This window comes from Marinobacterium lutimaris (genome assembly GCF_900108065.1).
GTDB classification, from domain to species: domain Bacteria; phylum Pseudomonadota; class Gammaproteobacteria; order Pseudomonadales; family Balneatricaceae; genus Marinobacterium_D; species Marinobacterium_D lutimaris.
This window is the reverse complement of the sequence record NZ_FNVQ01000001.1, coordinates 2,217,610-2,242,588: the sequence shown is the minus strand read 5'-3', so window position 1 is coordinate 2,242,588 and position 24,979 is coordinate 2,217,610. Positions and strand designations below refer to the sequence as shown.

Here is a 24,979-nt window from a genome sequence, read left to right as displayed (position 1 = left end):
TATCCTTCAGCGGCTTAACAGTACCCTTATCAATATAGTCGTCGCGACGGCTGCGTGGATCAATACCGAATGGCCCTCAAATCAACGATTTATAAAGCAACCCTGAATATCTCCGATCTGGACCGCCAGCACTACGCCGAGTATCCGCTGACGCTGGCACTGCACCCGTCCGAAACGGAAACCCGGATGATGATCCGCCTGCTGGCGTTCGCGATCTATGCAGACGAAGCGCTGAGTTTTACCCGTGGCCTGTGTGTCGATGATGAACCGGATCTCTGGCAGCACGCTCCCAGCGGTGAAATTGAGCGCTGGATCGAGGTGGGGCTGCCCAGTGACAAGCGTCTGCGTAAGGCATCTGGGCGGGCGAAAGAGGTGGTATTGCTGGCGTACGGTACCGATCAGCAGTTTGATCCCTGGTTTCAGGGCGCCCGCAAGGCGCTGATGCGGCTGGATAATCTGAAAATTCTCCGGATCAATGAGAATGATTGCGAGGGGCTGACAGCGCTGGCCGAGCGTCAGATGCGTCTGCAGTGCACGATTCAGGATGGAGAGATCTGGCTGACCGGGGAGAGCGCCAGTGCGTCGGTGGTTCCCCGGCCGGTAGAGATCGTCTGATCGGTTCAGAGATCGCTGAGCGGCTTCTGCCAGAACATCGCCTTGCCGGTTTCTGGGTCCAGCTCGTAACCGGCGTAGCCGTTGCGGCGATAAACCGCCTGGGCGCGGCTGTTGCCTTCAAGCACTTCCAGGGTCAGCTTGCAGCAGCCATTGCGCCGGGCGATCCCCTCTGCCGCTTCCAGTAACTGGTCGGCAAGCCCGAGTCCGCGGTATTCACTGCCGACGATCACATCATGAATATTCAGCAGGGGCGCGCACTTGAAGGTGGAGAACCCCTCGAACGCGTTGAGCAGCCCCGCAGGCTTGCCATTACAGAACGCCAGCAGGGTGTAAGCGTCCTGGCGCAGTGCCAGTGCCAGCGGCAGTCTTTCCAGGATTTCAGCATCCAGAGTCGAGCCGCCTCCCATTGGATCGCAGGCATAGGCCTGCATCATCTGGCGAAAGGCGTCCGCCTGCTCGGCAAGGCCGAGATCCGCTTCTATAATTTCGATATTGCTGGGCGCTGGCATGAACTGACTGCTCCAATAAACTGACCGGTGGGTTAACTTACCGGGGCGATCAGTCGCTTACAAGGGACGAAATCAACTCCTGGTCGATTTGAATCGGCACAGGGTTAAAGTTATGGTCATTTCAGTCGATATACAGCCTATTCCCTCCGTTTTTAGCATTTGCGGAGTCTACTAATACAGAAACCCCGGAGCGGATCGTGATCAATATCTATCCCTCATCAGACTCTTACTCCACGTCCGGTTTTGGCCGTTCGTCGGCAACGACGCTGACCAGCAACCCGCAGGGCTCAAACTCAGCGGCGGCAGCGCCGACCGATACGCTGCTAAACAAGCTGGCGGAAAATATTCCCGGTATGGACGCGGATGGCCTGCGTTCATTGAAAGCCGAAGATTTCACCCCTGAAAAGGTCGCTGACAGAATCAGCGGTTTTGTTGCTTCAGGGCTGGAAGCTGCGCGAGCCCGCGGCGCCAGCGAAGAGCGCCTGCAGTCGATGTACGAGGCGGCGGTCAGCGGCGTTAAGAAAGGCTTCGAGGACGCGCGGGAAATTCTCGACAACCTGCAGCTGCTTGATGGCGAGCTGGCAGAGCAGGTGAAGCAGACCGAAACTCTGACTTTTGAAGCCCTGGATGCGCTTGCGCCGGGGACCGATGAGGTCAGCGGCGCCATGGCGACGCGCAAAAGCATCATCGAGCGGTTCCAGAACGCCGAGGATATGGAGCTGAACGTCACCACACGTGATGGCGATGAGGTGCGTATCACCTTCTCCCGAAACCAGAGTTACGAGAGTGCCTACGCCTCTGCCAGCGATGGTAAGGGCAACTCTGCATCGGTGTTCAGCCTGAGCCGTTCCGAGTACAGCGAATATAGCTTCTCGGTCTCCGGTGACCTGGATGTGGATGAAGCCGAAGCGCTGCAAAGCCTGATCAAGGATGTCTCCAGCCTGGCGGACGAGTTCTTCGATGGCGATGTGCAGAAGGCGTTCGAGCAGAGCAAGTCGCTGAGTTTCGATACCAGCGAGCTCGCCTCCATGAGCCTGGATATGAGCTACAGCCGGCAGTATGCGGCGGCTTCCAGCTATGAACAGGTGGGTCAGATTGACCAGGCCGGAGATAAGCCGGGACGTCGTTTGGGTCATCTGATGAAGGGAATGGCCGAAAGCTTCAATGCGCCGTCGCTGGGCTTCCTGACGTCGCCTGGGCAGCTTGGCCGCAGCCTGATGGAGGGCCTGGTCAACCAGGACGCTCGCTATTCTGAAGCACCGGAAGCGCAGCAGGATATCTACGACAACAACCTGCTGGCGCTGCTTGATGCCGTGCTTCCGGCTGAAGAGGTTGAAGTCGCCGATAACCAGCCCCAGACAGACACTTCAAGCGAAAGCTAATCTGCTTTTATTAGCCTCTCGGGATGGAAGTAATATCCTCCTGAGAGGCCCATTCCTGCTCGCTTTTCCCCGTTTTCTAGCCAGCTCTGCTGGTGCTTTTCCTGATATTTTTCGGGAACTTTAGATTTAGCCTCCGGTCTTGAAAAGGGACTCGGTTAAAAACTGCAATCGCTTATCAGCGAGGGTGGATTAGCCGATGCTGAACGCATCTAACCGGTGCGAAAGGAAAGGAGGAAATGTGAAAAAAACAACGATCGCAACAGCAGTTCTGGCTTTCTTGCCGACCTTCGCCATGGCCGATGACCTGCGTGTGGATTCCGCCGTGGGCGGTGCCATAGGTGGTGCTCTGGGTGGTGTTCTGGGTGCTGAGTTCGGTGGCCGTGATGGCGCTATCGCCGGCTCAGGTATAGGTGCCGCTGTCGGCACAGCGGTTAATACCCGGGATCACGATGACGGTCGGCGATACGATGACAGAAAGTATCGTGACCGCCGCGAGTATCGTGAAGTACATCATTACTACGATGATGGTCGCCGCAATCGCTCCAGCTTCTGTCCGCCGGGGCAGGCGAAAAAAGGCCGCTGTTAAGCCGAAGTGAACGGCACGTCGTCCCCTTCGCGGCGCTCGCTGTTAAAAATTTATCGCTATTGTTGCCAAAGGACTGGCAACTTTGGCTTATTCAATCTTCCGATCAATCAATAGCATCCCCCTCGGCCCAACTCTGCCTTCACAGGCGGCATCCAGTCAGCTTTCCCACGCAGCTCCAACATCATCAATTCAGAGCTACTTTCAAGAGCTACTTTCAAGAGCTAATTTCCAGAGTTATTTCCCAGAGATGTTTTCAAGATGCGTTGTTCATCGGGCATCGCGCGCTGCCAGCGCGTGGCGGGTATGTGTCAAAGGCAGGAGCGCTGACGGTTGTCGGTTCACGGGATGCCGGATGCGCTGATGCGCAGGTCTGAACCGGGTCTGGCGCTGAGGTGCGGATACAGGCCCGGTTCTGTGTGAGAGGTTTGAGGCTATGCGTGTAGAGAGTATGCGCGAAGAGAGTCTGCCGTTAGAACGAGTAGGACAGGGCGATGGAGCCGAACTTGTGGCCGCCGTCCTGTTTGTCGAACTGCTGGGTACGGTAGTAGCGCGCCAGTGACAGTTTCCAGCGGTCGTAGGTGGCTGCGACACCCCAGGCTGCATCTGCCACGAAGGGGCGCTTATCCACCGAGTGGCTGTCCCTGAAGGTGTTGCCGTCGAGGAAGATGTCGCGCAGCACCCAGCGGCCATCGATAGAGACAAACGCATGCACACCCCACTGATCGTGGAAGCGGGGGTCACCGCTGCCCGGAGTGCTGTTATCGCCGCCGGGACGCAGGGCGGAGGTGCCGAAATCCTGCGGCAACTGGTAGCCGATACGGTATTCGGCACCGGTGTTCACATAGGTGGCCACGTTACCCAGGCTACCTCCGATATGGCCGATAAAGTCATGCTGGATGTTGTCGATGATGCCGCCCTGGAACAGGCGCTGCTTGCGCTCGTAAAGCAGTTGGATGCCGGGCTCGTTATGGAGTTGGTTGTCCCAGCCCTCAAAACGATCAAAGCCACGCAGGTCATGGATAAAGTTCTGGCTCTCTTCCGCCAGTGACCAGGGGCCGATCATGCCCAGGTTGACCTGGAAGGACTTCAGCTTATGGCGGGTCTGGGTATGGTAGCCAAAGCCCAGGTAGAGCCAGCCAGCATAGGGACGGTCGTCCGGGTCAACGCTGGTGCGCTCCTTGTCCTTAGGCGTGTACATCTCCTGCCCGAGGGTCACGATTAGGTGATGGCGCGGATCGTTTTCGAACGGTGCCGGCTCCGGGTCCAGCCGGGTCAGCCAGCGGTTGGCATCGCGCACCCATTGTGGAATCTGCGGATCATCGATGAAGTTACCCACTTCCGGTGAGACCCAGGAGGCGCGCACGCCGTTGGTGTACTGTTCGTCGGTGTCGGTGAACAGGTCATTTTCCAGGTACAGATTCAGCGTCCAGGCGTCGCTGGGCTTTTCCGCCGGCGTCAGCAGCTCATCGGTCAGCCGTTCTGCGGCAAGCAGTGGGCTGGCCGACAGATAGAGCAGCAGCGAGAGGGCGGTTTTCCGGGCCGGCGTACAGATCGCGTTTTTCATCGTTATTTGCGCACCCAGCGGCCATCAGGTGTACGTACATATTCGCCAGGTGCCGCGCGGTCGAGCAGACGCTCGCCGGTGCGCAGCTCCATAATCTGTATCTCTACACCTGCTTTCTTGGCTTTTTCGCCATAGAGCGCCTTGCGCTGGCTGTTGATATCCTGCACCAGCGATTTGACCTCTGCGCTGGCGTTGTTGCTGACAATACCGAGGTAACCGCTGCTCTGCTCACCGATCAGGCCCTGCTGCTTGGCCTCATCCAGGCTGAGGGCAAAGGCGGGCAGCGACAGTGACAGCATCAGTGCGGCGACCAGGGTACGTGGTTTACTGCTCTTCATCAGAGCCTTCACAAAGGGCTTCATGAGGGTCTTCATCCCGGTTTCTCCGTCAGAATAGGTCACTGTTCTCTTCCAGCAGGGTGTCGATCTGGCGGTCTACCTTGACCAATACTTCATGTTCAACCTTGACATTCAGGTTGATGGTGATCGGATCCGATGGCGCAGCCAGCTGAACCGTGGGGGTGCAGGCCGCAAGAGAAAGTAGCGCAAACGGCAGCGCAAATGGCAGGCCGAGCCAGCGCACATTAGGTTTCAGCATTGTCGGAACACCTCCGGTTGGTTGTCCTTGATTCCCAGCCTCTCACTGCAACGATAAAACCGCTCAGCTGAACCGGGTCTTACTATGCGCTTATTGAGGGGGCGCTGCCTTGTTTTCCAGATTCTTGCGTAGAGAGTCGCCGATCTTTTCTGAAAGCTGCAGGGAGTTGAGCAGCGCCAGCAGATTCTCTTCCACATTCAGTGACAGGTCTATAGGGCGCCCCTGCTGCCAGTCGGGGTTATGACCCTGAAGCCGGCTGTTGAGTTCCAGGCTGCCGTCCGGCGCGTAGCTGACCTTCAGGTCCAGCGCCTTAATCTGCAGATCGGTCAGCGCAGACAGAGCGAGCTGCAGCGCCGGGTTGCCCTGTGCGGTTGAGCTGAGTGCGCTGCTCGGTTCGTAGCGCAGCCAGCCTTCGGAAGCGCTGTGTATCTCGCCGCCGCTGACGCTGATCTCGCTGCCCTGAACGCGGATGGGCAGTGTGCCGCTAAGAGGCGTATCACCGCTCAGGCCGGGTTGCTGGTAAAGCGCTAGCAGCTCGCTCAGTTCGATTCCCTCTAGCTGGGCGTTAACGGTGAAGTCCGGTGCCAGCGGGTTGAAGGAGAACTCCGGCAGGCTGACCAGGCCGCCGAACAGCGGCTGGCTGAATGGGGCCAGGGTCAGTGTCGGCGCTTTATCAACGCCAGGCTGGGTGTAGCGGTAGCTGAGAGTGGTATCGTGCAGGTCGACACCGGTTCGGATCAGGTCGCTGCTGAGTGTTCCGCTGGAGGAGAGCCGGCCGCTGCGATCGAGCCCCAGATTCAGGCTGGCGTTCAGGTTGTCGGTCTCCACGTGAGTATCCCAGGCGAACGCCAGGTTATTGATCTTGAGCTCTGCGTTAACGGCACTGTCACCGGGAGTGGGGCCCTGGATATAGCCTTTTGATGTCAGGTTGCCATGGGTAAAGGCCAGGTCGATAGGCCAGCCGGGAATCCATCGTCTCAGCACCGGTTGGGCGGAGGGGATATCAAGCGGCTGGCTGGTCCAGTCGGCGCGAAACTGCTGCGGACCCAGCAGCCAGAACGCATTCACTCGAAGAGACGGACTATCGCTGACGATAGAGAGCCTCCCACGCTGGCCATCGCTGGCGGTGCCGCCATTGAGGCTGGCGCTGAAGGCTGGCAGCGCCTTGCCGTCAAGGGTTGTCGCGATGCGGTCGGTCTGCACTGTGTAGTCGATCGCTGCCGAGTCGGGCTCGTAGCCCAGTTTCAGTGCGATAGGCGCGAGCTCCAGGCTGTCCAGCAGCTCGCTGTCGAGAGTCTCAGGCGTGATCGATACCTGAAGACTATCCAGTTGGGTTCTGGGGGCGGCAGCGTCGTCCAGCAGGCTATGGCTGGCATTGAATGTCTGCTGCAGCGCGATCTTCACAGCCCCCGCTTTCAGCTGCGGAGCGAGCAGCTGTGTTGCGCTCAGGCTGCTGCCCTTATCGAGTTGCAGGCCAGCCACTGCCTGCTTCAGCCTCACACGGCCCTGGGCGTTGAGGGAAATTTGGTCGGCGGCAATATCAGGGCGGACTTTAAAGTGTCGTGCCTGAGCTTCCAGGTCAAAGGTTGAAGACGCGTCGATGGCTGTAAGCAGCGCCGCAGTATCCAGCGGAATCCGGGCCGGCCAGCGCAGCTCAAGTTGGCTGTTAAGCCGTCCTGTCTCTGGCTGTAGCGGCAGTTCCGGCAGTAGCGCACAGCTCCAGTTGTAAAGATGTTCAAGGTTCAGCTCGCTATCGAGCTTGAGGCCCCAGTCGGTTGTGCCTGTAGCGAGTGTTCCGCGGTTTGCCAGCAGACGGCGACGCTCGCTGAACAGGTTCAGTTCTATCTCCTGCTCCTGGTTAAAGCGCAGATCCATATAGACGGGCGCGACCAGGGCGGTACCGGATTCGTCTGCTACCAGGATGCGGGCCCAGCTGAGAAACTGTTCGGGGGTAAGATCCAGGTTGCCGGTGGCCTGCAGTCGTGGCTGCTCTGGCGCGCGGTAGTCCACATTGACCTGGCCGATGACCAGGCGATTGGACGGTGCGAAATGGAACAGCAGCGAGGGCGGGTAGCGGTTGAGGTCGAAGCTCGCTTCGCCGCTGCTTTCGATACGCTTTTCCAGGCTGCGCTCGGCGCGGATATCGATATTGAGCTCGGGGATGCGAATCTCTTTGATCTGGCGCTCGAACGCCAGTTCGATGGGATCGAAGTAGATACTGATATTGGCGCTGTGCAGATCGATGCGGCGCTCATCGCCCTGTTGGGTCAGGGACAGGCTGGGGATCTCCAGCCGATCCCAGCCGGGATGGGAAAGCTGCACCTTGGGATCGGTAAAACCCTGTTCGGCCAGCCACTCCTCGATCAGATTGCGCGCCAGGTAGGGCAGGGCGGCATAGCCAATGGAGGAGAGCAGGATGAGAGGGATCAGTACCCAGAGCAGTTTGCGCATGCCTCTCTCCTTTACTCCTTATCCCTCTATTCGCGCAGGCCGCGGCGCTTAGTCCTTTTTGCGCACCACGTTGAGGCCGTCACGAACGGTAAGAAACACGTTTTCCATGTCCGGGTCGGTGGCGATACGACGGTTGGTTTCGACGAGAATATCGTCGATCTCGGACTCCGGCTGCAGCACCTTGCCTGACCAGAGTACGTTGTCGAGCACGATCAGGCCACCGGGGCGGGTCATCTCTTTCACGCGTTCGTAGTAGTTCAGGTAGTTGCGCTTGTCGGCATCGATAAAGGTGAAATCGAGCTGCATGTCCAGTTTCTCGAGGGTGTCCAGGGCGCGACCGAAAATGACTTCGATCTTGTGGCCATGTTCGCTGCGATCGAAAAATCCCTGTGCAAACTCGATGGCGCGTGGGTTGGTCTCACAGCAGACCAGGCGGCCGTCTTTCGGCATCCCTTCGGCGATAGACAGCGCGGAGTAACCGGTGAACATGCCGATCTCCAGCGCCTGCTTGGGCTGAACCATGGCGGCAAGCAGCTTCAGTGTGCGGCCTACCAAACGGCCGGAAAGCTTCTGCGGCCAGCCCATGTTGATGTTGGTCTGGTCGATCAGCTCCTGCAGCAGGGGCGGTTCGGCACTGGTCTGTACAAAGGCGTAATCTTCGATCGCTTCGTCAACGAGAAATTCAGGCATAGGAGGTGTCGATAAAATTGGTTTGGATGGAGCTGTTCAGCGAGAAAGGCGGAGTTTAACACTTTTCAGGCCGGTGCCCGATGGTATGAGGAAATAGCTTTCCTTTGTCGCTACAATTGCCCCTCATCGAAGCTGGAGGCGTTATGGTAGAACCACTGTATATCTTTCTTTTCGCAGGCGCAGTGTCCATGTCACTGGCACTGAGCGCCGGTGCGCTGAACAAGCTGGCGCCGGAGCAGAAGCCTGCGTTTATGCAGAAGCCCAATGGCCAGATCGCCGTGGTAATGGCCGGTAACCTGGGTGCGATTACCCTGCTGGGCGCCATGGCGTTTGGCTTTTTGAAACTGCACTGGTCGATTCCGCTCTCCTGCATGTTCATCAGTTTTCCGGTGGTGCATATTCTGCTGTTCCAGCGCCTGCTGGGAGACTTCAAAACCCTGGTGCTGATGATGCCGCTGGTGGTGATTGCGGCAGTATCGCTTTACTACTACTGGTAACCGACGGGGAACGAAATGATTTCTGTTGTCGGGTTCGGTTCGCTGCTGTCCGAGCGCTCCGCGCGGGATACGGTGCCCGGACTGCAAAATTACCGCCTGGTGCGCGTCGATGGTTATCGCCGTATCTTCAACAAGGTCGGCATTCTGTTTATCGCCGGTCATGGTCAGGCGCCGGAGAGCCTGGAGGTTTCCTCCTGCTCCACCGAACCCTCCGAAGGGGTGTCGATCATCGTTGCCCAGTTTGACTGCCCGGTGGATCAGTTCGGCGAACTCTATGAGCGCGAACACCGTTATCGCTGGATTCAGGTTGAAGCCCGGGGTCTTGATGGTGTGATTCAAGAGCCTGCGCGTATGTGCACCGGCTACACCGATCTGGAATACCGTCTCAACAAGTGCGTTACCGACGAGGAGTATCACGACCGGGTTGGTCGTCACTACTCAGGCCGGATCTGGCGCGACGATATTCTGCCGTTTCCGCGTTACCTGAAGTTTTGCCTGGTCTCTGCAGCGTTCCATGGCGATGCGGTGCTGGAGAACTTTGTCGATACCAGCTTCCTGGCCGATGGCGAGACTTCGATTCGCAAATACCTGGTAGAGCGCAGCGACCTGATACCCTCATCGCTGCGGGAGCGGCCGGCATTCACGCAGGGCTCACAGAGCGGCAACTAAACTCCGGGCTGAACCAGTCCAGGTGTTTAGCCCATGTTGATCGTTGATGTTCCCCTGTACGAAGCGCGCCAGAAGCCTCTGCGCACGCCGATTCTTCTGCCGTTGCTGGCGGCACTTTGTGTGCAGCTGCTGATCAGTGCTTTCCAGCTCGACCCTGCCCTGGCCGATCTGCTGTATTCGCTTGAAGGTAACCAGTGGTTGTTCAAGGATCACTGGTTTTTCTCCGACCTGCTGCACAGCGGTGGGCGTCAGTTCAGTATCCTGCTGTTACTGCTGGTGTTCGCGACGCTGATCACCAGCTTTTTCGTTTCCTGGCTCAAGCCCTACAAGCGTGTGCTGGGCTACCTTACGCTGGCGCCGCTCTGTGCGACGCTGCTGGTATCGAGCCTCAAGCAGGCCACCGGCATCGATTGCCCCTGGGATCTGGCGCCCTATGGCGGTGATCTTCCCTATGTGCCGCTGCTGTCAGCGCTGGTGAATGGTTCCGGTGAGGGCGTCTGCTTTCCGGCCGGTCATGCCAGTGCCGGCTATGCCTGGGTGGCGGTCTATTTCGCCGCCGCGGTGGCCTGTCCCCGGTTAAAGTGGCGTCTGCTCACCATGGCACTGGGGCTGGGGCTGATGTTCGGGGTGTGTCAGCAATTGCGTGGAGCGCACTTCCTGTCGCATGATCTCTGGAGCCTGACGCTGTGCTGGTGCACCGCGGCAGTGATTGCCCGGTTGATGCTGGTGAAGCAGCGTAGCCCGGTAACCCCCCGGATGAACAACCTAAGCGGACTCAGCTTTGTCGAAGCAGATAAAAATCCTGGTGGCCGACGATGACCCCCAGATTCTGGAAGGATTGGTAGATTACCTCGAATTTCACGAGATTCTCGTGGATTGCGCCCGCACCGGCGAGCAGGCGCTGAACCTCTGCCACAGCAATCGCTACGATGTGCTGGTACTGGATGTGATGATGCCGCGCATGGATGGGCGCAGTCTTTGCCAGGCGTTGCGTCAGGAAGGCAGCGCCACGCCGGTACTCTTTTTGACCGCTCTCGATACCCTGGAGGATAAAATTCTCGGGTTTGAGGCCGGCGCCGATGATTACCTGGTCAAACCTTTCGCCATGGCGGAGCTGCTTTATCGCATCCGTGCCCTGAGTCAGCGTGTATCCCGGCAGCAGGTGCGACGCCTGTCGGTGGGCTCTCTGGAGCTGCACCTGGACAGCCAGCAGGCCAGCCGCGAGGGGCAGGAGCTGCCGCTGACACCGCAGATGTTCCAGCTGTTGCATTACCTGGTGGCGCAATCGCCGCGAGTCATTTCCCGTACCGAACTGGAACAGGCGCTCTGGGGCGAAGAGCCGCCGGAAAGCGATGCGCTGCGCTCACTTCTCTATCAGCTGCGACAGAAGCTCGACAAGCCGTTTGCACACCCCATGTTGCAGACCCGCAGGGGGCAGGGCGTGTGCCTGCTCGAACCGGAGCCACAGTCTTGAAGCTCAATTTCACCGCCCGCCTTATCTGGACCATCGGTACCTCGACGCTGGTGCTCACCAGCCTCTACTTTTTGATCGGCTGGCATTATGTCGAGGGGCTGGAGGGAAATCATGAAGCCCGTGTGTTGGATTATCTCGCCGATCACTTTGCGCCGGTAACGGATGGCAGTGCTTCCCATGAATCAGCGGGCTTTTCGGACCTGGCGACGCTGTACAAAAGTGCCGATGAACTGCCGGCTGAATTAAAGCCGTACGCGGATCCGGCGCAAACGGGCAACTTCGACCTGTCCGACAGTGAAATTCTGCTGGTGCGCCAGGCGGCATCCAGCGGGCAGACCTATTTCGTTTACCTGCATGATGTGCAGGGGCTGCTGGCGCCGGAGGATTCGGAGTTTGCCGAGGCGGCGCTGGTGCTGGGTGGAATCCTGCTGTTTACCCTGGGCACCATGGGACTGACGCTGAGCCTGATCTGGTATCAGACCCGGCCTGTGCGTCAGCTGACCCGCGCTGTGGCCGCCGTCGACCCGGCCCGGCCGGAGCTTGAACCCCTGCAGCGTGACGATGATCTGGGGCGGATGTCACAGAAAATCGCCGATCTACTGAAGCGCATCTCCGGTTTTATCGACCGCGAACGTAATTTCACCCGTTTTGCCAGCCATGAGTTGAGGTCGCCGCTGATGGCGATCCGCAGCTCTGCCGATCTGCTACGCGAAACCACGGCAGGCAATCGCCTGCAACAGCGGGCGGTGGCGCGTATCGATGTGGCGTTGCAGCGGATGTTAAAGCTTGTGGATGCGTTTCTCTGGCTCAGCCGTGAGAAACGCGATGAGCAGCAAAATCTGAATGCAGCCGAATTTAATGAGCTGATCGGCCAGCTGCGTAATCTGACCCCGGGGCTTGATGAAAGGCTAGAGGTCAGTGGCAGTGTGACACCCCAATGGCCGGTCGATCCTTTTGTACTGTCGGTGATCCTCGATAACCTGCTGCGCAATGCGCTGGACCACGGTGAGGGCAACATAGAGCTGGCGTTGAGCGAAGCTGGCATCGAGATCTTCAACCGCATCGCTGCGCAGGAGCAGAAAGAGCAGAGCCATTTCGGTTACGGTTTACAGATAGTGGATCTGCTGTGTGAAAAGGCGGGTTGTCGCTGTGAGCGTCAGGCGGACGCCGGTATTTACCGGGCCCGCCTGTCTCTGGATCAGTAGCAGGATCGTCGCTTAACCCGCCTGATCGGCGCTCACCGGCTGCAGTGCCAGCTGGCTCTCGCTCTGGCGGCAGCTGGCAAACAGATCCAGTTCCGGCTGGTAGACGCTGGTGGATACCTGCATCAGGCCCAGCAGCGAGTGGGGCAGGTTATCCTGGCTCACCGCCTTGTCTTTCAGGTTCTGCAGACAAGTCTGGTCGATACCGCGGCTGCTGCGGAAACCCTCGGATGACCAGAACACCATCGGTACATGCTTCTGGGCGTCCGGCGCCAGCAGCCAGGGCATGCCGTGCAGATAGACGTTATTTTCGCCCAGGGATTCGCCGTGATCAGACATATAGAGCATGGCGGTGTTGTAGTTCGCCTGCTTGGTCTTCAGGTAGTCGATCACGCTGGCAAGAAAGTGGTCGGTGTAGAGAATGGTGTTGTCATAGGCGTTGACTATGTCGTCTGCGCTGCAGGTCTGCAGCTCGCTGCTTTCGCACACCGGTGTATAGCGCTGGAAACTGTCCGGCACACGCTTGTAATAGGCAGGGCCGTGGCTGCCTTTCTGGTGTAGCAGCAGTATTTTCGGGCCGTTACCGCTGGCCAGGAACTGGTCCAGATTGTTCAGCATCGCCTGATCGAAGCACTCATCACCCTTACAGTCGGCAGCGGTCACGAACTGCTTCGGCTCTTCGCTGGGGATACGCTCACAAACGCCCTTGCAACCTGAGTTGTTATCGCGCCATAGCGCATCGATTTTCGCGCTGCTCATCACGTCGAGCACATTGCTTTGGAACAGCGCCTTGCTGTCGTCGAACCTGTCCCGGCCCAGGAAAGAGAACATGCAGGGCAGGGATACGGCCGTGGCGGTCCCGCAGGACTCGACCTGAGTGAAGCTGATGACGTTGCGCTGTTCCAGCTCTGGGTTGGTATCGCGGCTGTAGCCGTTGAGCGAGAAATGGTCCGCGCGGGCGGTTTCGCCCACCACCACCACCATCAGATCGGATTTGGGTGTAGTACCAACCTGAAGCAATGGACTGGAAATATGGCGGGCATCCGAGCCCAGTACCTCGAACGTGCGATCTTCCGGATCATAGGCGCCAGCAAGATAGCGGCCGCCGTAATAGAGAAAGTTGGAAGGCACGGCCAGGTTGCGCACTTCGCGGTGATTACGGAACAGCGATGAATAGTCCTTGTACAACAGCCCGGCATTAAGGCCGATCAGTGCCAGGCAGGCGAACAGGTTGGCGGACTGCAGCGCCAGCATCCGCACCGGCGTGACCTTTTTAATAGGAATCAGCGTGAACACCAGCGCGGGCGCCAGGCCGGTCAGCAGAAAGTGAAGTATCAGCCCGGAGCTGAGCAGTTCACCTGCCTCGGCCACATCGGTCTGAAACAGGTTCTGCACCATCCCCTTGTCGATGACGATGCCGTAACTCTGCATTAAATAGCTGATGGAGCTGGAGCTGAGAATAAGAAAGATCGCCAGCGGCTTGATTATCTGGCGCCAGCTCAGCGTGCCCATAAACAGCTGCAATACGGCATAGATAAAGCTGAAAAAGGCGAGCGTAAAACCCCAGCGTTTCAGGTCGCTGGGGTAGCTCTGGTCGAGTATAAGTTGCCACAAGGGCCCGTTGTACAGCAGGGCCAGGGTCAGGGTCAGTAGCGCTGAGTAGGTCAGCGGGCTTAGTGCAGGCAGGGCGGAAAGCCTGAATCGGGTCATCTTCGAAACCTGAGATTGATAACGATGGTGATACCTAGAGTAGAGATAGCTGTGTGAGCGGAACGTGAAAGCGCCATACAGGCCGCTTAAATCCGAGGTTAAAATCAAGAATGAATTTTGAAATTAGCCTGAATAATCAAAATTAAATATTGAATATTTAGAAAAACATCAAGATTTAGTTTTGATTATTCGTTTATTATTCAAAATTAAATATTGATTTTATATTTAGAAAGCGACATGAAAGTTTTTTGACCGGCCAATTGATAAGCGGCAAAAGTTTTCACCTGCGGCAATTCTATTTTTTTGAAATACAACGGTTTTGCCCTTTAGAACGGCAAAAAGCTGCCGATATGGTGGAATATGCCTCTGTTGATTTTTTGACCACCGGTGCGCAATACTTGCTCTCGAAGTCTATCGGGGAACCGGTTTTTCGGGCTGGCCTGTAAATTGCTAGAAAATCCATAAGGTCGGATTCCCAACGTAATATCAGATATCCGGACACGGACAAAAATGACGATCGCAAATAACATGATAGTGGCGCTCGATATCGGCACATCCAAAGTGGTGTGTCTGGTGGGTGAGATCACACCGGGCGGCGATATCGAAATCGTTGGTTTCAGCTCCCAGCCATCTCAGGGGCTGAAGCGTGGCGTCGTCGTCAATATTGAGTCCACCGTTGCTTCTATTCAGCGCGCGGTGGAAGAGGCCGAGCTGATGGCCGGCTGCAAGATTCACTCGGTGACCGTGGGGATCGCCGGCAGCCATATCAGCAGTATGAACTCCCACGGCATCGTCGCTGTGCGCGACCGTGAAGTGAACGATTATGACCTGGAGCGGGTGATCGACGCGGCCCGGGCTGTTGCTATTCCGGCAGATCAGAAGATCCTGCATATCCTGCCGCAGGAATACTTGATCGATAACCAGGAGGGGATTCGTGAACCTCTGGGTATGTCCGGCGTGCGCCTGGAAGCCAAGGTTCATCTGGTCAGCGGATCGATCAACTCGATTCAGAATATTGAAAAATCTATTCGTCGCTGCGGTCTGGAAGTGGACGCAGTGGTGCTGGAACAGCTGGCTTCGAGCCAGGCGGTGCTCACCGATGACGAGATGGATCTGGGCGTATGCATGGTGGATATCGGCGGCGGTACCACCGATATCGCCGTTTACACCCACGGCGCGATTCGGCATACGGCGGTGATTCCCATTGCCGGCGACCAGGTGACCAACGATATCGCCATGGCCCTGCGTACGCCGACGATCAATGCCGAGCAGTTGAAGATCAAGTACGCCTGTGCGCTGGCGCAGCTGACCCGCGCCGATGAGGTGATCAAGGTGCCCAGCGTTGGCGACCGTCCGGCGCGAGACCTGTCGCGTCAGGCCCTTGCCGAGGTGGTGGAGCCGCGTTACGAGGAGCTGTTCAAGCTGGTGCAGGCAGAGCTGCGGCGCTCGGGTTTTGAAGACCTGATCGCGGGCGGCATCGTGCTGACTGGCGGCACATCGAAAATGGAAGGCGCAGTTGAACTGGCGGAAGAGATTTTCCATATGCCGGTACGCCTGGCGCGTCCGCAGGGCGTGCGTGGCATGGAAGAGCTGCTGCGCAACCCGATTTATGCCACCGCCATAGGGCTACTACATTATGCCCGCGGTTCGGTGGGTTCGGTGGAGACGACGCCGCTGGCGGCGCGTACACCGGAAGAGCTGGATTCCTCCAGCCGATTTGAGTTTCCCGGTATGTTCGGGCGCATGAAAGCCTGGCTGCAGGGTAACTTCTGAGTAAACCGCCATAAGAGCGGTGGATGCTGATCGACAGCGACTGTTAAAGACCGACTGGTCGCGACCTTTTAAATAGTGCAGTAACCCGACGCAGAATCGGGAATGGAAAAACCTGGAAGGAGATGCAGATATGTTTGAACTGGTTGATAGCGTACCGCAGAGTGCGGTTATCAAGGTAGTGGGCGTCGGTGGTGGCGGCGGTAATGCCGTTGATCATATGGTGACTTCAGAAGTTGAAGGGGTGGAGTTCATCTGTGCGAACACCGACGCCCAGGCGCTGAGCAAGATGGCGGCGCGCACCGTGTTGCATATTGGTGGAGAGCTGACCAAGGGTCTCGGAGCGGGTGCCAATCCGGAGGTAGGCCGCTCCGCCGCCATGGAAGATCGTGACCGTATCGCCGAGGCTCTCTCCGGCGCCGATATGGTGTTCATCACGGCCGGCATGGGCGGTGGTACCGGTACCGGTGCCGCGCCAATCGTGGCCGAAGTGGCACGTGAAATGGGGATTCTTACCGTCGCTGTGGTCACCCGTCCGTTCCCGTTCGAAGGCCGTAAGCGGATGAAGATTGCCGACCAGGGGATCCGCGAACTGCAGGAGAGCGTCGACTCCCTGATTATTATCCCGAACGAAAAACTGCTGCCGGTACTGGGCAAAAACTGCAGCCTGCTGCAGGCGTTCAGCACCGCCAACGACGTTCTCAAGGGCGCTGTGCAGGGGATCGCCGACCTGATCATCCGTCCGGGTATGATCAACGTCGACTTTGCCGACGTGCGTACCGTGATGTCCGAGATGGGCATGGCGATGATGGGTACAGGTAAGGCACGTGGCGACGGCCGTGCCGAGGAAGCAACCCTGGCCGCCATCAACAGCCCGCTGCTGGAAGATGTGGATCTCAAAGGTGCCAGCGGCATCCTGGTTAACATCACCGCCGGCATGGATCTGGGGCTGGGCGAGTTCTCCGAGATCGGTGATCTGGTCGAAGAGTACGCCTCTGAAAACGCCACCATTGTGGTCGGTACCGTCATCGATCCAGATATGACCGAAGAGCTGAAGGTGACCGTTGTCGCCACCGGCCTTGCCAAGGCTCAGGGCGCTGAGGCCCGGGTCGTGAATGGCGATACCCGCACGCACGCCCGTTCCACCAAGAGCATCACCACGGACTTCTCCCAGATGGAGCTGCCCACCGTGATGCGCAACCGCCAGAGCGAAGAGCGAGCCAAGCCCAAGGCGGCGCCAGAACCGGAACACCAGGGCGAGATGAAGCGCACCGGTACTGATGATATGGATTTTCTGGATATCCCGGCGTTCCTGCGACGCCAGGCTGACTGAGTTCGACCCTTAGCCTAACTGAAGCGGCCCAAGGGCCGTCCAGGTTTCCCGCCTGATTTCTGCATTTATCAGGCGGGTTTTTTCGTTGGGCCGGGGGCGCTCGCCTCGTCATCGCTGCAGCTGTTCAGGCTGGTTAGCGGTTTATACTGGGCGTTTTTCGCAAGAAACTCCGTTGACAGCTCAAAGCTGGCGCTCTGTCGGCGCAGCGGGCAGGTAAAGGCCAGCGCCTTGGCCCAGAGCTGCAGGCCTGCTTTGTTCTTATTGCCCTGACCGTAACGGGGATCCCCGATGACTGGATGGCCTATACCGGCCAGATGGCGTCGAATCTGATGGGTTCGCCCGGTATCTATCTTCACTTCCAACTCAGCGATATCGCTCTCTGGATCGTAATCCATGCGCAGGTAATGCGTACGCGCATTCTTGCCATCCAGTCGAGCTTCAATCGTACCGCTTTCCGGCGTGTTACCGAGTACCCGCACCAGGTATGTCTTATCAACCTGGTTATCACGGAACAGGGCCGACAGCTGGGCTGCAACGCCGGCTTTATGGGCCACCAGCACCAGGCCCGCAGTTTCACGATCCAGGCGGTGGACCGGAAATGCGGCGCGCTTGGGTTCCAGGATCTGTTCCGCCAGCCGCAGCAGTGACAGGTGGTCGCCGTAATCGTTGCCCTGGGAGAGAATACCGGCCGGTTTGAACCAGACCGAGTAGCCTCTGGCATCGTGCAGGCAGACGGGCGGTTCTGCAGTGCGCGAGAGCAGGTCGGCATCGTAGAAGAGCATCAGGCTGTCGCCGCTTTTGAGCGCTTCGGTGGCCTTCCTCAGACGTTTGCGGTTGCGCCCGCGGCGCAACCAGACGGCGCCCTTGGTCATGGCGTCTTTGATGCGCTGTTTCGGCAGTCCCGAGGCCTCGGCGAGATAATCGGAGGCTTTGCGGCCGTTGTGCTGCTGATCGATGTTCAGCTCCAGGTGCAGTTTTCCGGTCATCGGGTGTCCTTTTTGCGCGCTACGAGCATGAATTCACGGTTACCGTCACCGCCGCGGATGGGGCTGTCGGTATAGTTGAGCAGGGTAAAGCCGAGTTCGTTCAGCAGCTTTTCCATCCTGATTTTCAAGGTGGGGTAGAGGCTTTCATCACGCACCAGGCCGTTCTTGCCTATATGTTCGCGTCCCAATTCAAACTGCGGCTTGACCAGGCTGAACAGCAGGCCTTCGGGTTTGATCAGGCTGGCTAGCCCTTCGAGAATCAGTGTCTGGGAGATAAATGACACATCCATGACCGCCAGGTCGAAGGGGTTACCCTCGTTGTATTTGAGCAGATCGCTATCCAGATTGCGGGCGTTGTAACCCTCTATACAGGTGACTCTGGAGTCTTCCCGCAGGTTTGGCGCCAACTGATCGTGCCCCACCTCTATGCCGACAACACGGCCGATACCGTGCTGCAGCAGGCAGTCGGTAAAGCCACCGGTGGATTGGCCCACATCCAGGGCGCTCAGGCCGTCAAGGTTGGGCGCGAAGCTTTGCAGCGAGGGGATCAGCTTGAGTGCACCGCGGGAAACGTAGCGGTCGCTCTCATCCTCTTCGACCTCGATCTCGGTATCTAGGGGCAGCTTCAGGCCGGGCTTTTGCGCCACCTGCCAGTGATTAAGGTTTACTTTGACCCGGCCTTCTTTGATCAGGCGTTGGGCGCGGGCGCGGCTGTTCACCAGGCCACGTTCAACCAGCAGAATATCCAGGCGTTGCATGCTCGATCCGAATCTTGGAAAGCGGGCAAGTATAGCGGTTTTGGCGAGGCGGGAGGAATAGGAGGCAAGGGTGAGAAAAAGGCGGGATGGGCCGGGCGGCCCCGTTGGGGCGCCCGGCGAGGATCGCTTAACCGATCAGTGTTTTTCGAAGTATTCGCGGGTCAGCTTGAATACCACCGGGCTCAGCAGCGCCAGCGCGATCAGGTTGGGGATCGCCATCATGGCGTTGAGGGTATCGGCTACCAGCCAGACGAAGTCCAGGCTCAGGGTGGCGCCCACCGGGATCGCAAGGATCCAGAGGATACGGTAGGGCACGATCGCCTTGACGCCGAACAGGAACTCAACGCAACGCTCACCGTAGAAAGACCAGCCGATAATGGTGGTAAAGGCGAAGATCGCCAGGGCGATCGCCACCAGGTAGTTACCAAAGGCCGGCAGGGCATGAGCAAAGGCGTTGCTGGTCAGCGAAGCGCCCTGGGCGCCGCTGGTCCACTCGCCGGAGCTGACGATAACCAGGCCGGTGATGGTGCAGACAATCAGGGTGTCGATGAAGGTGCCGAGCATCGCAACCAGACCCTGACGCACCGGGTTTTTGGTCTGTGCTGCAGCGTGGGCGATAGGCGCAGAACCCAGGCCCGCCTCGTTGGAGAATACACCACGCGCCACACCAAAGCGGATAGCCGCCCAGACAGCAGCACCGGCGAAACCACCTTCGGCTGCAGCCGGAGAGAAAGCGTGTTTGAAGATCAGTGCAAAAGCATGCGGCAGTTCAGCAGCGTTGATCGCCAGAACGATCAGGCCGGCGACGATGTAGGAGATCGCCATGAACGGCACCAGTGCACCGGCGACATGACCGATACGCTTGATACCGCCGAGCAGAACCGCACCCACGAGTACCATGATCACCAGGCCGCTGACCCAGGTCGGGATGCTGAAGTTGGCTTCCAGCACGTCAGCCACCGAGTTGGACTGCACGGTGTTACCGATACCGAAACCGGCGCAGGCGCCGAAGACGGCGAAGGCCACACCCATCCAGGCCCAGTTTTTACCCAGGCCGTTGCGGATGTAGTACATCGGGCCACCGACATGGTTTCCGCGCTCATCTGTTTCACGGTATTTAACCGCCAGAACCGCTTCGGAGTACTTGGTGGCCAGACCGATCAGGGCGGTGATCCACATCCAGAACAGCGCACCGGGGCCACCGAGGAAGATGGCGGTGGCAACACCAGCGATGTTACCGGTGCCGACGGTAGCCGACAGGGCGGTCATCAGCGCCTGGAACGGGGGAATCTCCCCCTGGGATTCATCACCAGCGGACGCCTTGCGGCCGCTCCAGAGCAGTCGGAAACCGGTGCCTATTTTCAGAATAGGCATCAGTTTCAGACCGAGAGAGAGGAAAAAGCCAACGCCCAGGATAAGGATCAGCATCAGCGGCCCCCAGACAACGCCGTTAATGCTGGATATCAGCGATACCAGAGCTTCCATGAATATTCTCCATGCGGGTGGGTGTTTATTTTATATAGCACGAAAATGGCGGGCTCAGGCGAGCGCCATTCGAAAGGCGGGCATTTTCGTGGTCTAAAGGCTGGAAGGCAAGATGGGCAGGGCAGGGATTTGACGTGGAGCGGGAGGATTAGTCCTCCCGCAGACCCGCGGAGGTGGGAAGGGTCGAGTGTTCTTTAACCTCTTCCATCACGATGTAGCTCTTGGAGTTCTTGACGCCGGGCAGGGTCAGCAGCATCTGGCCGAGCAGCTCACGATACTGTGACATATCATGCAGACGGGCTTTCAGCAGGTAGTCTGCATCACCGGAAACCAGGTGGCACTCGAGAATATAGGGCAGGGTTTCGACCGCTCTGTTGAATTTCTCGAAGGCATCAGGTGACTGGTAGGAGAGGGCGATCTCAACAAACACCAGCAGGTTGTAGTCGAGCATGTCCGGGTTCAGGCGGGCATGATAGCCGGTGATTACGCCGTCGCGTTCCAGGCGTTTGACCCTTTCCATGCAGGGAGTGGTGGACAGCCCCACGCGGTCAGCCAGCTCGGTATAGGAGATGCGTCCTTCCTGTTGCAGGATGGTGAGGATGTTGCGATCGATCCTGTCGAGCTTGCGTGCTTTTTGATTTTGCGCCATTTTTTGGATTTATTCTCTGAAACCTGGGTTAATTCCAGTTTATATTAGCGCGTACTTAGTAAATTCACAAAAAAATGTTCTTACTCTTCCCTTAGAATGAATGCTCTGCGCCGCGCCGTTCATGGCATGAGTACCCTGAGTTGAATGCTACAAGATCACCAGGTCCCTTGCATCTGCCCCGGTTGTGACGTGATTTGACTCTGCTGTTACGGATATGGGCTGACAGGAAGAGGGCGATTGAGCGAAGATAAACGCCTCGGATCCTCCTCCGTTTTTGATCCCTATCAGAGCTTTATAAAAGGATAGAGTATGTCCAACAAGAGCGTTATTTCCACCGATAAGGCCCCGGCTGCGATCGGCCCTTACTCCCAGGCCATTAAGGTTGGTAACACCGTTTATCTTTCCGGCCAGATTCCGCTGGTGCCGGAGACCATGGAAGTGGTTACCGAATCTTTCGAAGCCCAGGCCGAGCAGGTGTTTCAGAACCTGTCCGCCGTGGCTGAAGCTGCCGGTGGTAACCTGGGCGATATCGTCAAACTGACCATTCTTCTTTCCGATATGGATCATTTTGCCGCGGTTAACGAAGTGATGACCCGTCATTTCACTGAGCCGTACCCGGCACGCGCGGCCTATGCCGTTAAGCAGCTGCCGAAAGGCGTAGATGTAGAAATCGAGGGCATCCTGGTTACTGGCGAGTAACAGGTGCCGACGGAGGAGGATCAATGAGTCGTAAAGTACGTGCCGATGTGGATCTGAGTGCGATCCGGCATAACTACAGCCTGGCCTGCGCGCAAGCGCCCAAGGCCCAGGCAGCAGCGATCGTCAAGGCCAACGGTTATGGCCATGGCGCTGTAAAGGTCGCCAAAGCGCTGGAAGCGGATGTGCCCGCCTTCGGCGTGGCCTGTATTGAAGAAGCGATTGAACTGCGCGAAGCGGGCATTACCAAGCCGATCATGCTGCTGGAAGGCTGCTTCGATGCGGACGAGTTGAGCCTGGTGGGCAGCGAGAATTTCTGGCCGGCCGTGCACAGCGAGCATCAGTTGCAGGCGCTGGAACAGGCTGAACTGAGCAACCCTTTCCCTGTATTTTTGAAAATAGATTCCGGCATGCATCGCCTCGGCTTCCAGCCGGCGCAAGTGGCTGGTGTCGTTTCCCGTCTGCAGGCGCTGCCCTGCGTGTCGGAAGTGATTTTGATGACCCACTTTGCCCGTTCCGATGAGCCGGCAGAAGCTGCAACAAGGCATCAGCTGGAGGCCTTTGCCTCGGTGACCGGTGTTGAGGGGCTGGCGGCCTGTCTGTCCAACTCGGCTGCGGTCATGGCCTGGCCCGAAGCGCATCGTAGCTGGGTGCGCCCCGGCATGATGCTGTACGGTGCTACGCCGTTTATGGAGCCGAACCCGGTAGCGGATCGGCTGCAGGTAGCGATGACACTGAGTACCGAGGTGATCGCGCTGCGCGATGTGGCCGTAGGTGAGTCTGTAGGTTACGGCGGCACCTTTGTCTGTGAGCGCCCGACCCGCATCGCGACCATCGCCATGGGCTATGGCGACGGTTATCCGCGCCACGCTAAAAACGGTACCCCGGTGGTAATCAACGGTCAGCGCGCTGCCGTGGCTGGGCGTGTTTCCATGGATATGATGACCATCGATGTGACCGACCTGGATGAAGTGCAGATCGGCGATCGCGTTGAGCTGTTCGGCAAGCAGTTGCCGGTGTCTGAAGTGGCTCTCTGGTGCGATACCATCCCTTATACGCTGGTTACCTGCCTGACCTCCCGGGTGCCGCGCTTCTACAGCGAATAATTGCCGCGAACGGCTTTCTTGGCCGTTAACTGCCGTTATCAGGGACGGTTGAGCAGCTTCAACAGCAGCTGCTTGACCGTTTCCGGCTCGAACGGCTTGTCCGCCATGGCATCCACCCCCGACTGACTGATCGACTGCAGATGCGCGTCCTGCGCCTCGGAGGTCACCATTAGCACCGGCAGGTGGGCATAAAACGGTGTCTGGCGGATATACTCGGTCAACTCCGCGCCGTTGACTTCAGGCATGTTGTAGTCGGTGACCACCAGGTCCACCGTTTCCCGTTGCAGCACCCCAATTGCTTCCTTGCCGTCACAGGCTTCGGTCAGGTGTTGAATCCCCAGGTTTTGCAGCACACGCATGATATGACGTCGTGCCAGGCGGCTGTCGTCAACCACCAGGGTGCGGACGCTGCCGATATCCAGCTCGGCAAGCTCAACCTCGTGCTGGTCCAGCAGATCCAGCGTAGCGTTCAGGGCGGAGGCGAGATGGCTGTGGTTGAAGGGCTTGGGCAGGATGGCGATAACGCCGGACTGCTTGAAGACTTCCAGCTGGGCGCGGCGACGTTCGCTGGAGATCAGCATAAACGGAACGTCGCTCAGGGTTTCGCTGGCGCGTATCTTCTGCAGTAGTTGATCGGCCGAACCATCATCGTAGTAGAGAGCGCTGATAATCAGGTCGGGATGGGTGCGGTCGAGCAGTGACAGCGCCTCCTGCATCGAGGCTACCGCGTCGACCTCCATGACCTGTTCTTTGGCCAGCTCCTGGGTGATGAGTTTACGTTGCATTGCAGACGGCTCAATCAGCAGGATCTGCAGGTCATCCAGTTGCAGGTGGCTCATGGCTGCGCACTCAGTTCTGTTGCGTTGTGAGTACACAAAATAGCGTCAGCGGGTGTTAATTGCCACCCCTCAGCCTAGGCGGTAACCCAGATTACCGTGGCATCTTCCTCTGAAACCGAGACCAGTGCATGCCCCATTTCACAGTCGTAGTATGCGCTGTCTCCCTGCTGCAGCAGGATGGGCTCGTAAAACTCGGTGTAGAACATGATTTCGCCGTCGAGCACGTAGAGAAATTCTTCGCCATCGTGTCGGACCCATTCGCCGTAGGCATCGAAGTCACGGGCCCTTACCTGGGTGCGGTAGGGGATCATTTTCTTGCGCGTCAGGTTGGTGGCGAGCAGTTCATGCTCGTAGGTAGGAGTCGGATGGGGGCGGCCTTCGCCGGAGCGGGTGATATCGCGTCGGCCACCGCCGCCGCGTTCACGCTTGGGCTGGGTGAACAACTGTGGCATATCGATCCCCAGGCCGTTCACCAACTTGGTCACGGCGCTGAAGGTCGGGGAGATCTGTTCGTTTTCGATCTTTGACAGGGTAGAGCGAGCCAGCCCGGTCAGCTTGCTGGCCTCTTCCAGAGTCAGGTTCTGGCTGAGACGGATCTCTCGCACCCGCTGGCCGAGCTGCAGCGGCTCTACGCGGGCGTCGGAATCGGCTCGTTCTACCTGCAGGTTTTGTTTGTCCAGCTGTAAAAAACGGGGCTGATCGGACATCGAGCGCTCCACAGAGGAAAGTTCTGGCGATTAAACGAAACAAAGTTTCCAGAAAGTATACTCTGCCTTGAGCGCGCGATCACCACATCAGATCGTCGGGGATCTGGTAGTCTGCGTACGGGTCGTCCTCATCCGGCTTATCCTGCTCCGGCATCGGCAGAACGGTGCCAGGCAGGCGCTGTTCGATACGCTCGACGATCTCGCGGGGGATCAGGTTGAAGCCCTCACCCAGCACGGCTACGCGCAGCTGTCCGCGGGCCAGCTGGTTGAGCAGGCTGGCATCGATCCAGAGTGACTTGATCTTGGATTCGTAGACGAAGTTGTACTTGGTTTCGCCATTTTTGGGCAGTGCGACGCGGTGCTGCTCGATCAGCTGACGCACCTCGGCAAGCGCGGCTTTCTGGCCCTGGGCTTCCTGTCGCTGACGGTTAAGCTCTCGATCCTTCTCAGCTTTCGCCTTGCGCGCTGCTTCCAGCTCGGCCTGCTGCTTCACGCTTTCATCGGGGGCGTTGCTTTTCTTCTGCTGCTTTTTCGCCTGTTTGGCTTTCTTGGCCTGTTGCTTGTTGGCTACTCCGGCTTTGAGTAGCTGGTCCTGGAGTGAGATTGCCATGCCAAAACTCCGAAAAAATTGATGGGGCGGGAACTATACCCCAAGGCGGTTTAACGTTGAACGGGCAGTGTGACACACCTCCCGTAGCGGAGGA

Annotated in this window: 26 protein-coding genes; 12 read left to right on the top strand and 14 right to left on the bottom strand. The window is 58.1% G+C overall.

Going from position 1 to position 24,979, the window contains the following annotated elements:
* Positions 1–69: 69 nt before the first annotated feature.
* Entirely contained in the window at positions 70–615 is a 546-nt protein-coding gene (locus tag C4S72_RS10450; RefSeq protein ID WP_104002941.1) for a YaeQ family protein, read from the top strand.
* A 5-nt stretch (positions 616–620) separates the two neighbouring features.
* Here the strand turns inward: C4S72_RS10450 and C4S72_RS10445 are convergent, their stop codons facing one another.
* Complete coding sequence (locus C4S72_RS10445) at positions 621–1,124, bottom strand: GNAT family N-acetyltransferase (protein WP_104002940.1); 504 nt, start codon at positions 1,122–1,124, stop codon at positions 621–623.
* 197 nt (positions 1,125–1,321) lie between these two features.
* On the opposite strand from C4S72_RS10445, the gene C4S72_RS10440 reads away from it, so the two are divergent.
* Positions 1,322–2,506: a DUF5610 domain-containing protein gene (locus tag C4S72_RS10440; protein WP_104002939.1), complete on the top strand. Its 1,185-nt coding sequence runs from the start codon at positions 1,322–1,324 to the stop codon at positions 2,504–2,506.
* 238 nt (positions 2,507–2,744) lie between these two features.
* Positions 2,745–3,092 carry a hypothetical protein gene (locus tag C4S72_RS10435; protein WP_104002938.1) on the top strand — a complete coding sequence of 116 codons (348 nt, stop codon included), beginning with the start codon at positions 2,745–2,747 and terminating at the stop codon, positions 3,090–3,092.
* A 469-nt stretch (positions 3,093–3,561) separates the two neighbouring features.
* Here C4S72_RS10435 and C4S72_RS10430 read toward each other — a convergent pair whose 3' ends face one another.
* The 5 genes from C4S72_RS10430 to C4S72_RS10410 all read right to left on the bottom strand — a co-directional run bounded on the left by C4S72_RS10430 (position 3,562) and on the right by C4S72_RS10410 (position 8,394).
* Positions 3,562–4,656, bottom strand: a complete 1,095-nt coding sequence (locus C4S72_RS10430) for a lipid A deacylase LpxR family protein (RefSeq protein ID WP_104002937.1) — start codon at positions 4,654–4,656, stop codon at positions 3,562–3,564.
* Positions 4,657–4,658: 2 nt separating this feature from the next.
* Positions 4,659–5,030, bottom strand: a complete 372-nt coding sequence (locus C4S72_RS10425) for a YdbL family protein (protein WP_235009087.1) — start codon at positions 5,028–5,030, stop codon at positions 4,659–4,661.
* Between the two features lie 13 nt (positions 5,031–5,043).
* On the bottom strand, positions 5,044–5,253 hold the full coding sequence (locus tag C4S72_RS10420; RefSeq protein WP_104002936.1) for a YnbE family lipoprotein: 210 nt from the start codon (positions 5,251–5,253) through the stop codon (positions 5,044–5,046).
* Positions 5,254–5,343: 90 nt separating this feature from the next.
* Positions 5,344–7,704, bottom strand: coding sequence for an intermembrane phospholipid transport protein YdbH family protein (locus C4S72_RS10415; RefSeq protein WP_104002935.1), 2,361 nt, complete (start codon positions 7,702–7,704; stop codon positions 5,344–5,346).
* A 48-nt stretch (positions 7,705–7,752) separates the two neighbouring features.
* The gene (locus C4S72_RS10410; RefSeq protein WP_104002934.1) at positions 7,753–8,394 is read right to left on the bottom strand and encodes an O-methyltransferase; all 642 of its coding nucleotides are present in this window, start codon (positions 8,392–8,394) and stop codon (positions 7,753–7,755) included.
* Positions 8,395–8,537: 143 nt separating this feature from the next.
* Here C4S72_RS10410 and C4S72_RS10405 point away from each other — a divergent pair, with 143 nt between their 5' ends.
* The 5 genes from C4S72_RS10405 to C4S72_RS10385 are packed head-to-tail and all read left to right on the top strand — an operon-like array spanning position 8,538 to position 12,239.
* A complete protein-coding gene (locus C4S72_RS10405) occupies positions 8,538–8,891 on the top strand; it encodes a hypothetical protein (RefSeq protein WP_104002933.1) in 354 nt (117 codons plus the stop codon).
* A gap of 15 nt (positions 8,892–8,906) precedes the next feature.
* On the top strand, positions 8,907–9,560 hold the full coding sequence (locus C4S72_RS10400; RefSeq protein ID WP_104002932.1) for a gamma-glutamylcyclotransferase: 654 nt from the start codon (positions 8,907–8,909) through the stop codon (positions 9,558–9,560).
* 33 nt (positions 9,561–9,593) lie between these two features.
* Positions 9,594–10,379 (top strand): phosphatase PAP2 family protein, encoded by a 786-nt coding sequence (locus C4S72_RS10395; protein ID WP_104002931.1) that lies wholly within the window; start codon positions 9,594–9,596, stop codon positions 10,377–10,379.
* A complete protein-coding gene (locus tag C4S72_RS10390) occupies positions 10,342–11,034 on the top strand; it encodes a response regulator transcription factor (protein ID WP_235009086.1) in 693 nt (230 codons plus the stop codon). The genes C4S72_RS10395 and C4S72_RS10390 overlap by 38 nt, the downstream gene beginning before the upstream one ends.
* Complete coding sequence (locus tag C4S72_RS10385; RefSeq protein WP_104002930.1) at positions 11,031–12,239, top strand: sensor histidine kinase; 1,209 nt, start codon at positions 11,031–11,033, stop codon at positions 12,237–12,239. The genes C4S72_RS10390 and C4S72_RS10385 overlap by 4 nt, the downstream gene beginning before the upstream one ends.
* Positions 12,240–12,251: 12 nt before the next feature.
* Here the strand turns inward: C4S72_RS10385 and C4S72_RS10380 are convergent, their stop codons facing one another.
* Positions 12,252–13,946, bottom strand: a complete 1,695-nt coding sequence (locus tag C4S72_RS10380) for a phosphoethanolamine transferase (RefSeq protein WP_104002929.1) — start codon at positions 13,944–13,946, stop codon at positions 12,252–12,254.
* A 510-nt stretch (positions 13,947–14,456) separates the two neighbouring features.
* Between C4S72_RS10380 and ftsA the strand changes: the two genes are divergently transcribed.
* On the top strand, positions 14,457–15,719 hold the full coding sequence (gene ftsA / locus C4S72_RS10375) for a cell division protein FtsA (RefSeq protein WP_104002928.1): 1,263 nt from the start codon (positions 14,457–14,459) through the stop codon (positions 15,717–15,719).
* A gap of 130 nt (positions 15,720–15,849) precedes the next feature.
* Positions 15,850–17,049: a cell division protein FtsZ gene (ftsZ, locus tag C4S72_RS10370; protein ID WP_104002927.1), complete on the top strand. Its 1,200-nt coding sequence runs from the start codon at positions 15,850–15,852 to the stop codon at positions 17,047–17,049.
* A 68-nt stretch (positions 17,050–17,117) separates the two neighbouring features.
* Here ftsZ and C4S72_RS10365 read toward each other — a convergent pair whose 3' ends face one another.
* The 4 genes from C4S72_RS10365 to C4S72_RS10350 form a co-directional block, all read right to left on the bottom strand.
* Positions 17,118–18,035, bottom strand: coding sequence for an RluA family pseudouridine synthase (locus tag C4S72_RS10365; protein ID WP_104002926.1), 918 nt, complete (start codon positions 18,033–18,035; stop codon positions 17,118–17,120).
* Entirely contained in the window at positions 18,032–18,793 is a 762-nt protein-coding gene (locus tag C4S72_RS10360; RefSeq protein ID WP_104002925.1) for a TlyA family RNA methyltransferase, read from the bottom strand. Before C4S72_RS10360 ends, C4S72_RS10365 begins: the two co-directional genes overlap by 4 nt.
* A 135-nt stretch (positions 18,794–18,928) precedes the next feature.
* Positions 18,929–20,278 (bottom strand): alanine/glycine:cation symporter family protein, encoded by a 1,350-nt coding sequence (locus tag C4S72_RS10355; protein WP_104002924.1) that lies wholly within the window; start codon positions 20,276–20,278, stop codon positions 18,929–18,931.
* A gap of 148 nt (positions 20,279–20,426) precedes the next feature.
* Positions 20,427–20,927 (bottom strand): Lrp/AsnC ligand binding domain-containing protein, encoded by a 501-nt coding sequence (locus C4S72_RS10350; protein WP_104002923.1) that lies wholly within the window; start codon positions 20,925–20,927, stop codon positions 20,427–20,429.
* A gap of 309 nt (positions 20,928–21,236) precedes the next feature.
* Here C4S72_RS10350 and C4S72_RS10345 point away from each other — a divergent pair, with 309 nt between their 5' ends.
* Positions 21,237–21,626 carry a RidA family protein gene (locus tag C4S72_RS10345; RefSeq protein WP_104002922.1) on the top strand — a complete coding sequence of 130 codons (390 nt, stop codon included), beginning with the start codon at positions 21,237–21,239 and terminating at the stop codon, positions 21,624–21,626.
* 23 nt (positions 21,627–21,649) lie between these two features.
* Positions 21,650–22,729 (top strand): alanine racemase, encoded by a 1,080-nt coding sequence (gene alr / locus C4S72_RS10340; RefSeq protein ID WP_104002921.1) that lies wholly within the window; start codon positions 21,650–21,652, stop codon positions 22,727–22,729.
* Positions 22,730–22,767: 38 nt separating this feature from the next.
* Here the strand turns inward: alr and C4S72_RS10335 are convergent, their stop codons facing one another.
* The 3 genes from C4S72_RS10335 to C4S72_RS10325 all read right to left on the bottom strand — a co-directional run bounded on the left by C4S72_RS10335 (position 22,768) and on the right by C4S72_RS10325 (position 24,885).
* Positions 22,768–23,568, bottom strand: a complete 801-nt coding sequence (locus C4S72_RS10335; RefSeq protein ID WP_104002920.1) for a response regulator — start codon at positions 23,566–23,568, stop codon at positions 22,768–22,770.
* A 74-nt stretch (positions 23,569–23,642) separates the two neighbouring features.
* A complete protein-coding gene (locus C4S72_RS10330; protein WP_104002919.1) occupies positions 23,643–24,275 on the bottom strand; it encodes a helix-turn-helix domain-containing protein in 633 nt (210 codons plus the stop codon).
* Between the two features lie 79 nt (positions 24,276–24,354).
* A complete protein-coding gene (locus tag C4S72_RS10325; protein WP_104002918.1) occupies positions 24,355–24,885 on the bottom strand; it encodes a DUF2058 domain-containing protein in 531 nt (176 codons plus the stop codon).
* Positions 24,886–24,979 lie beyond the last annotated feature (94 nt).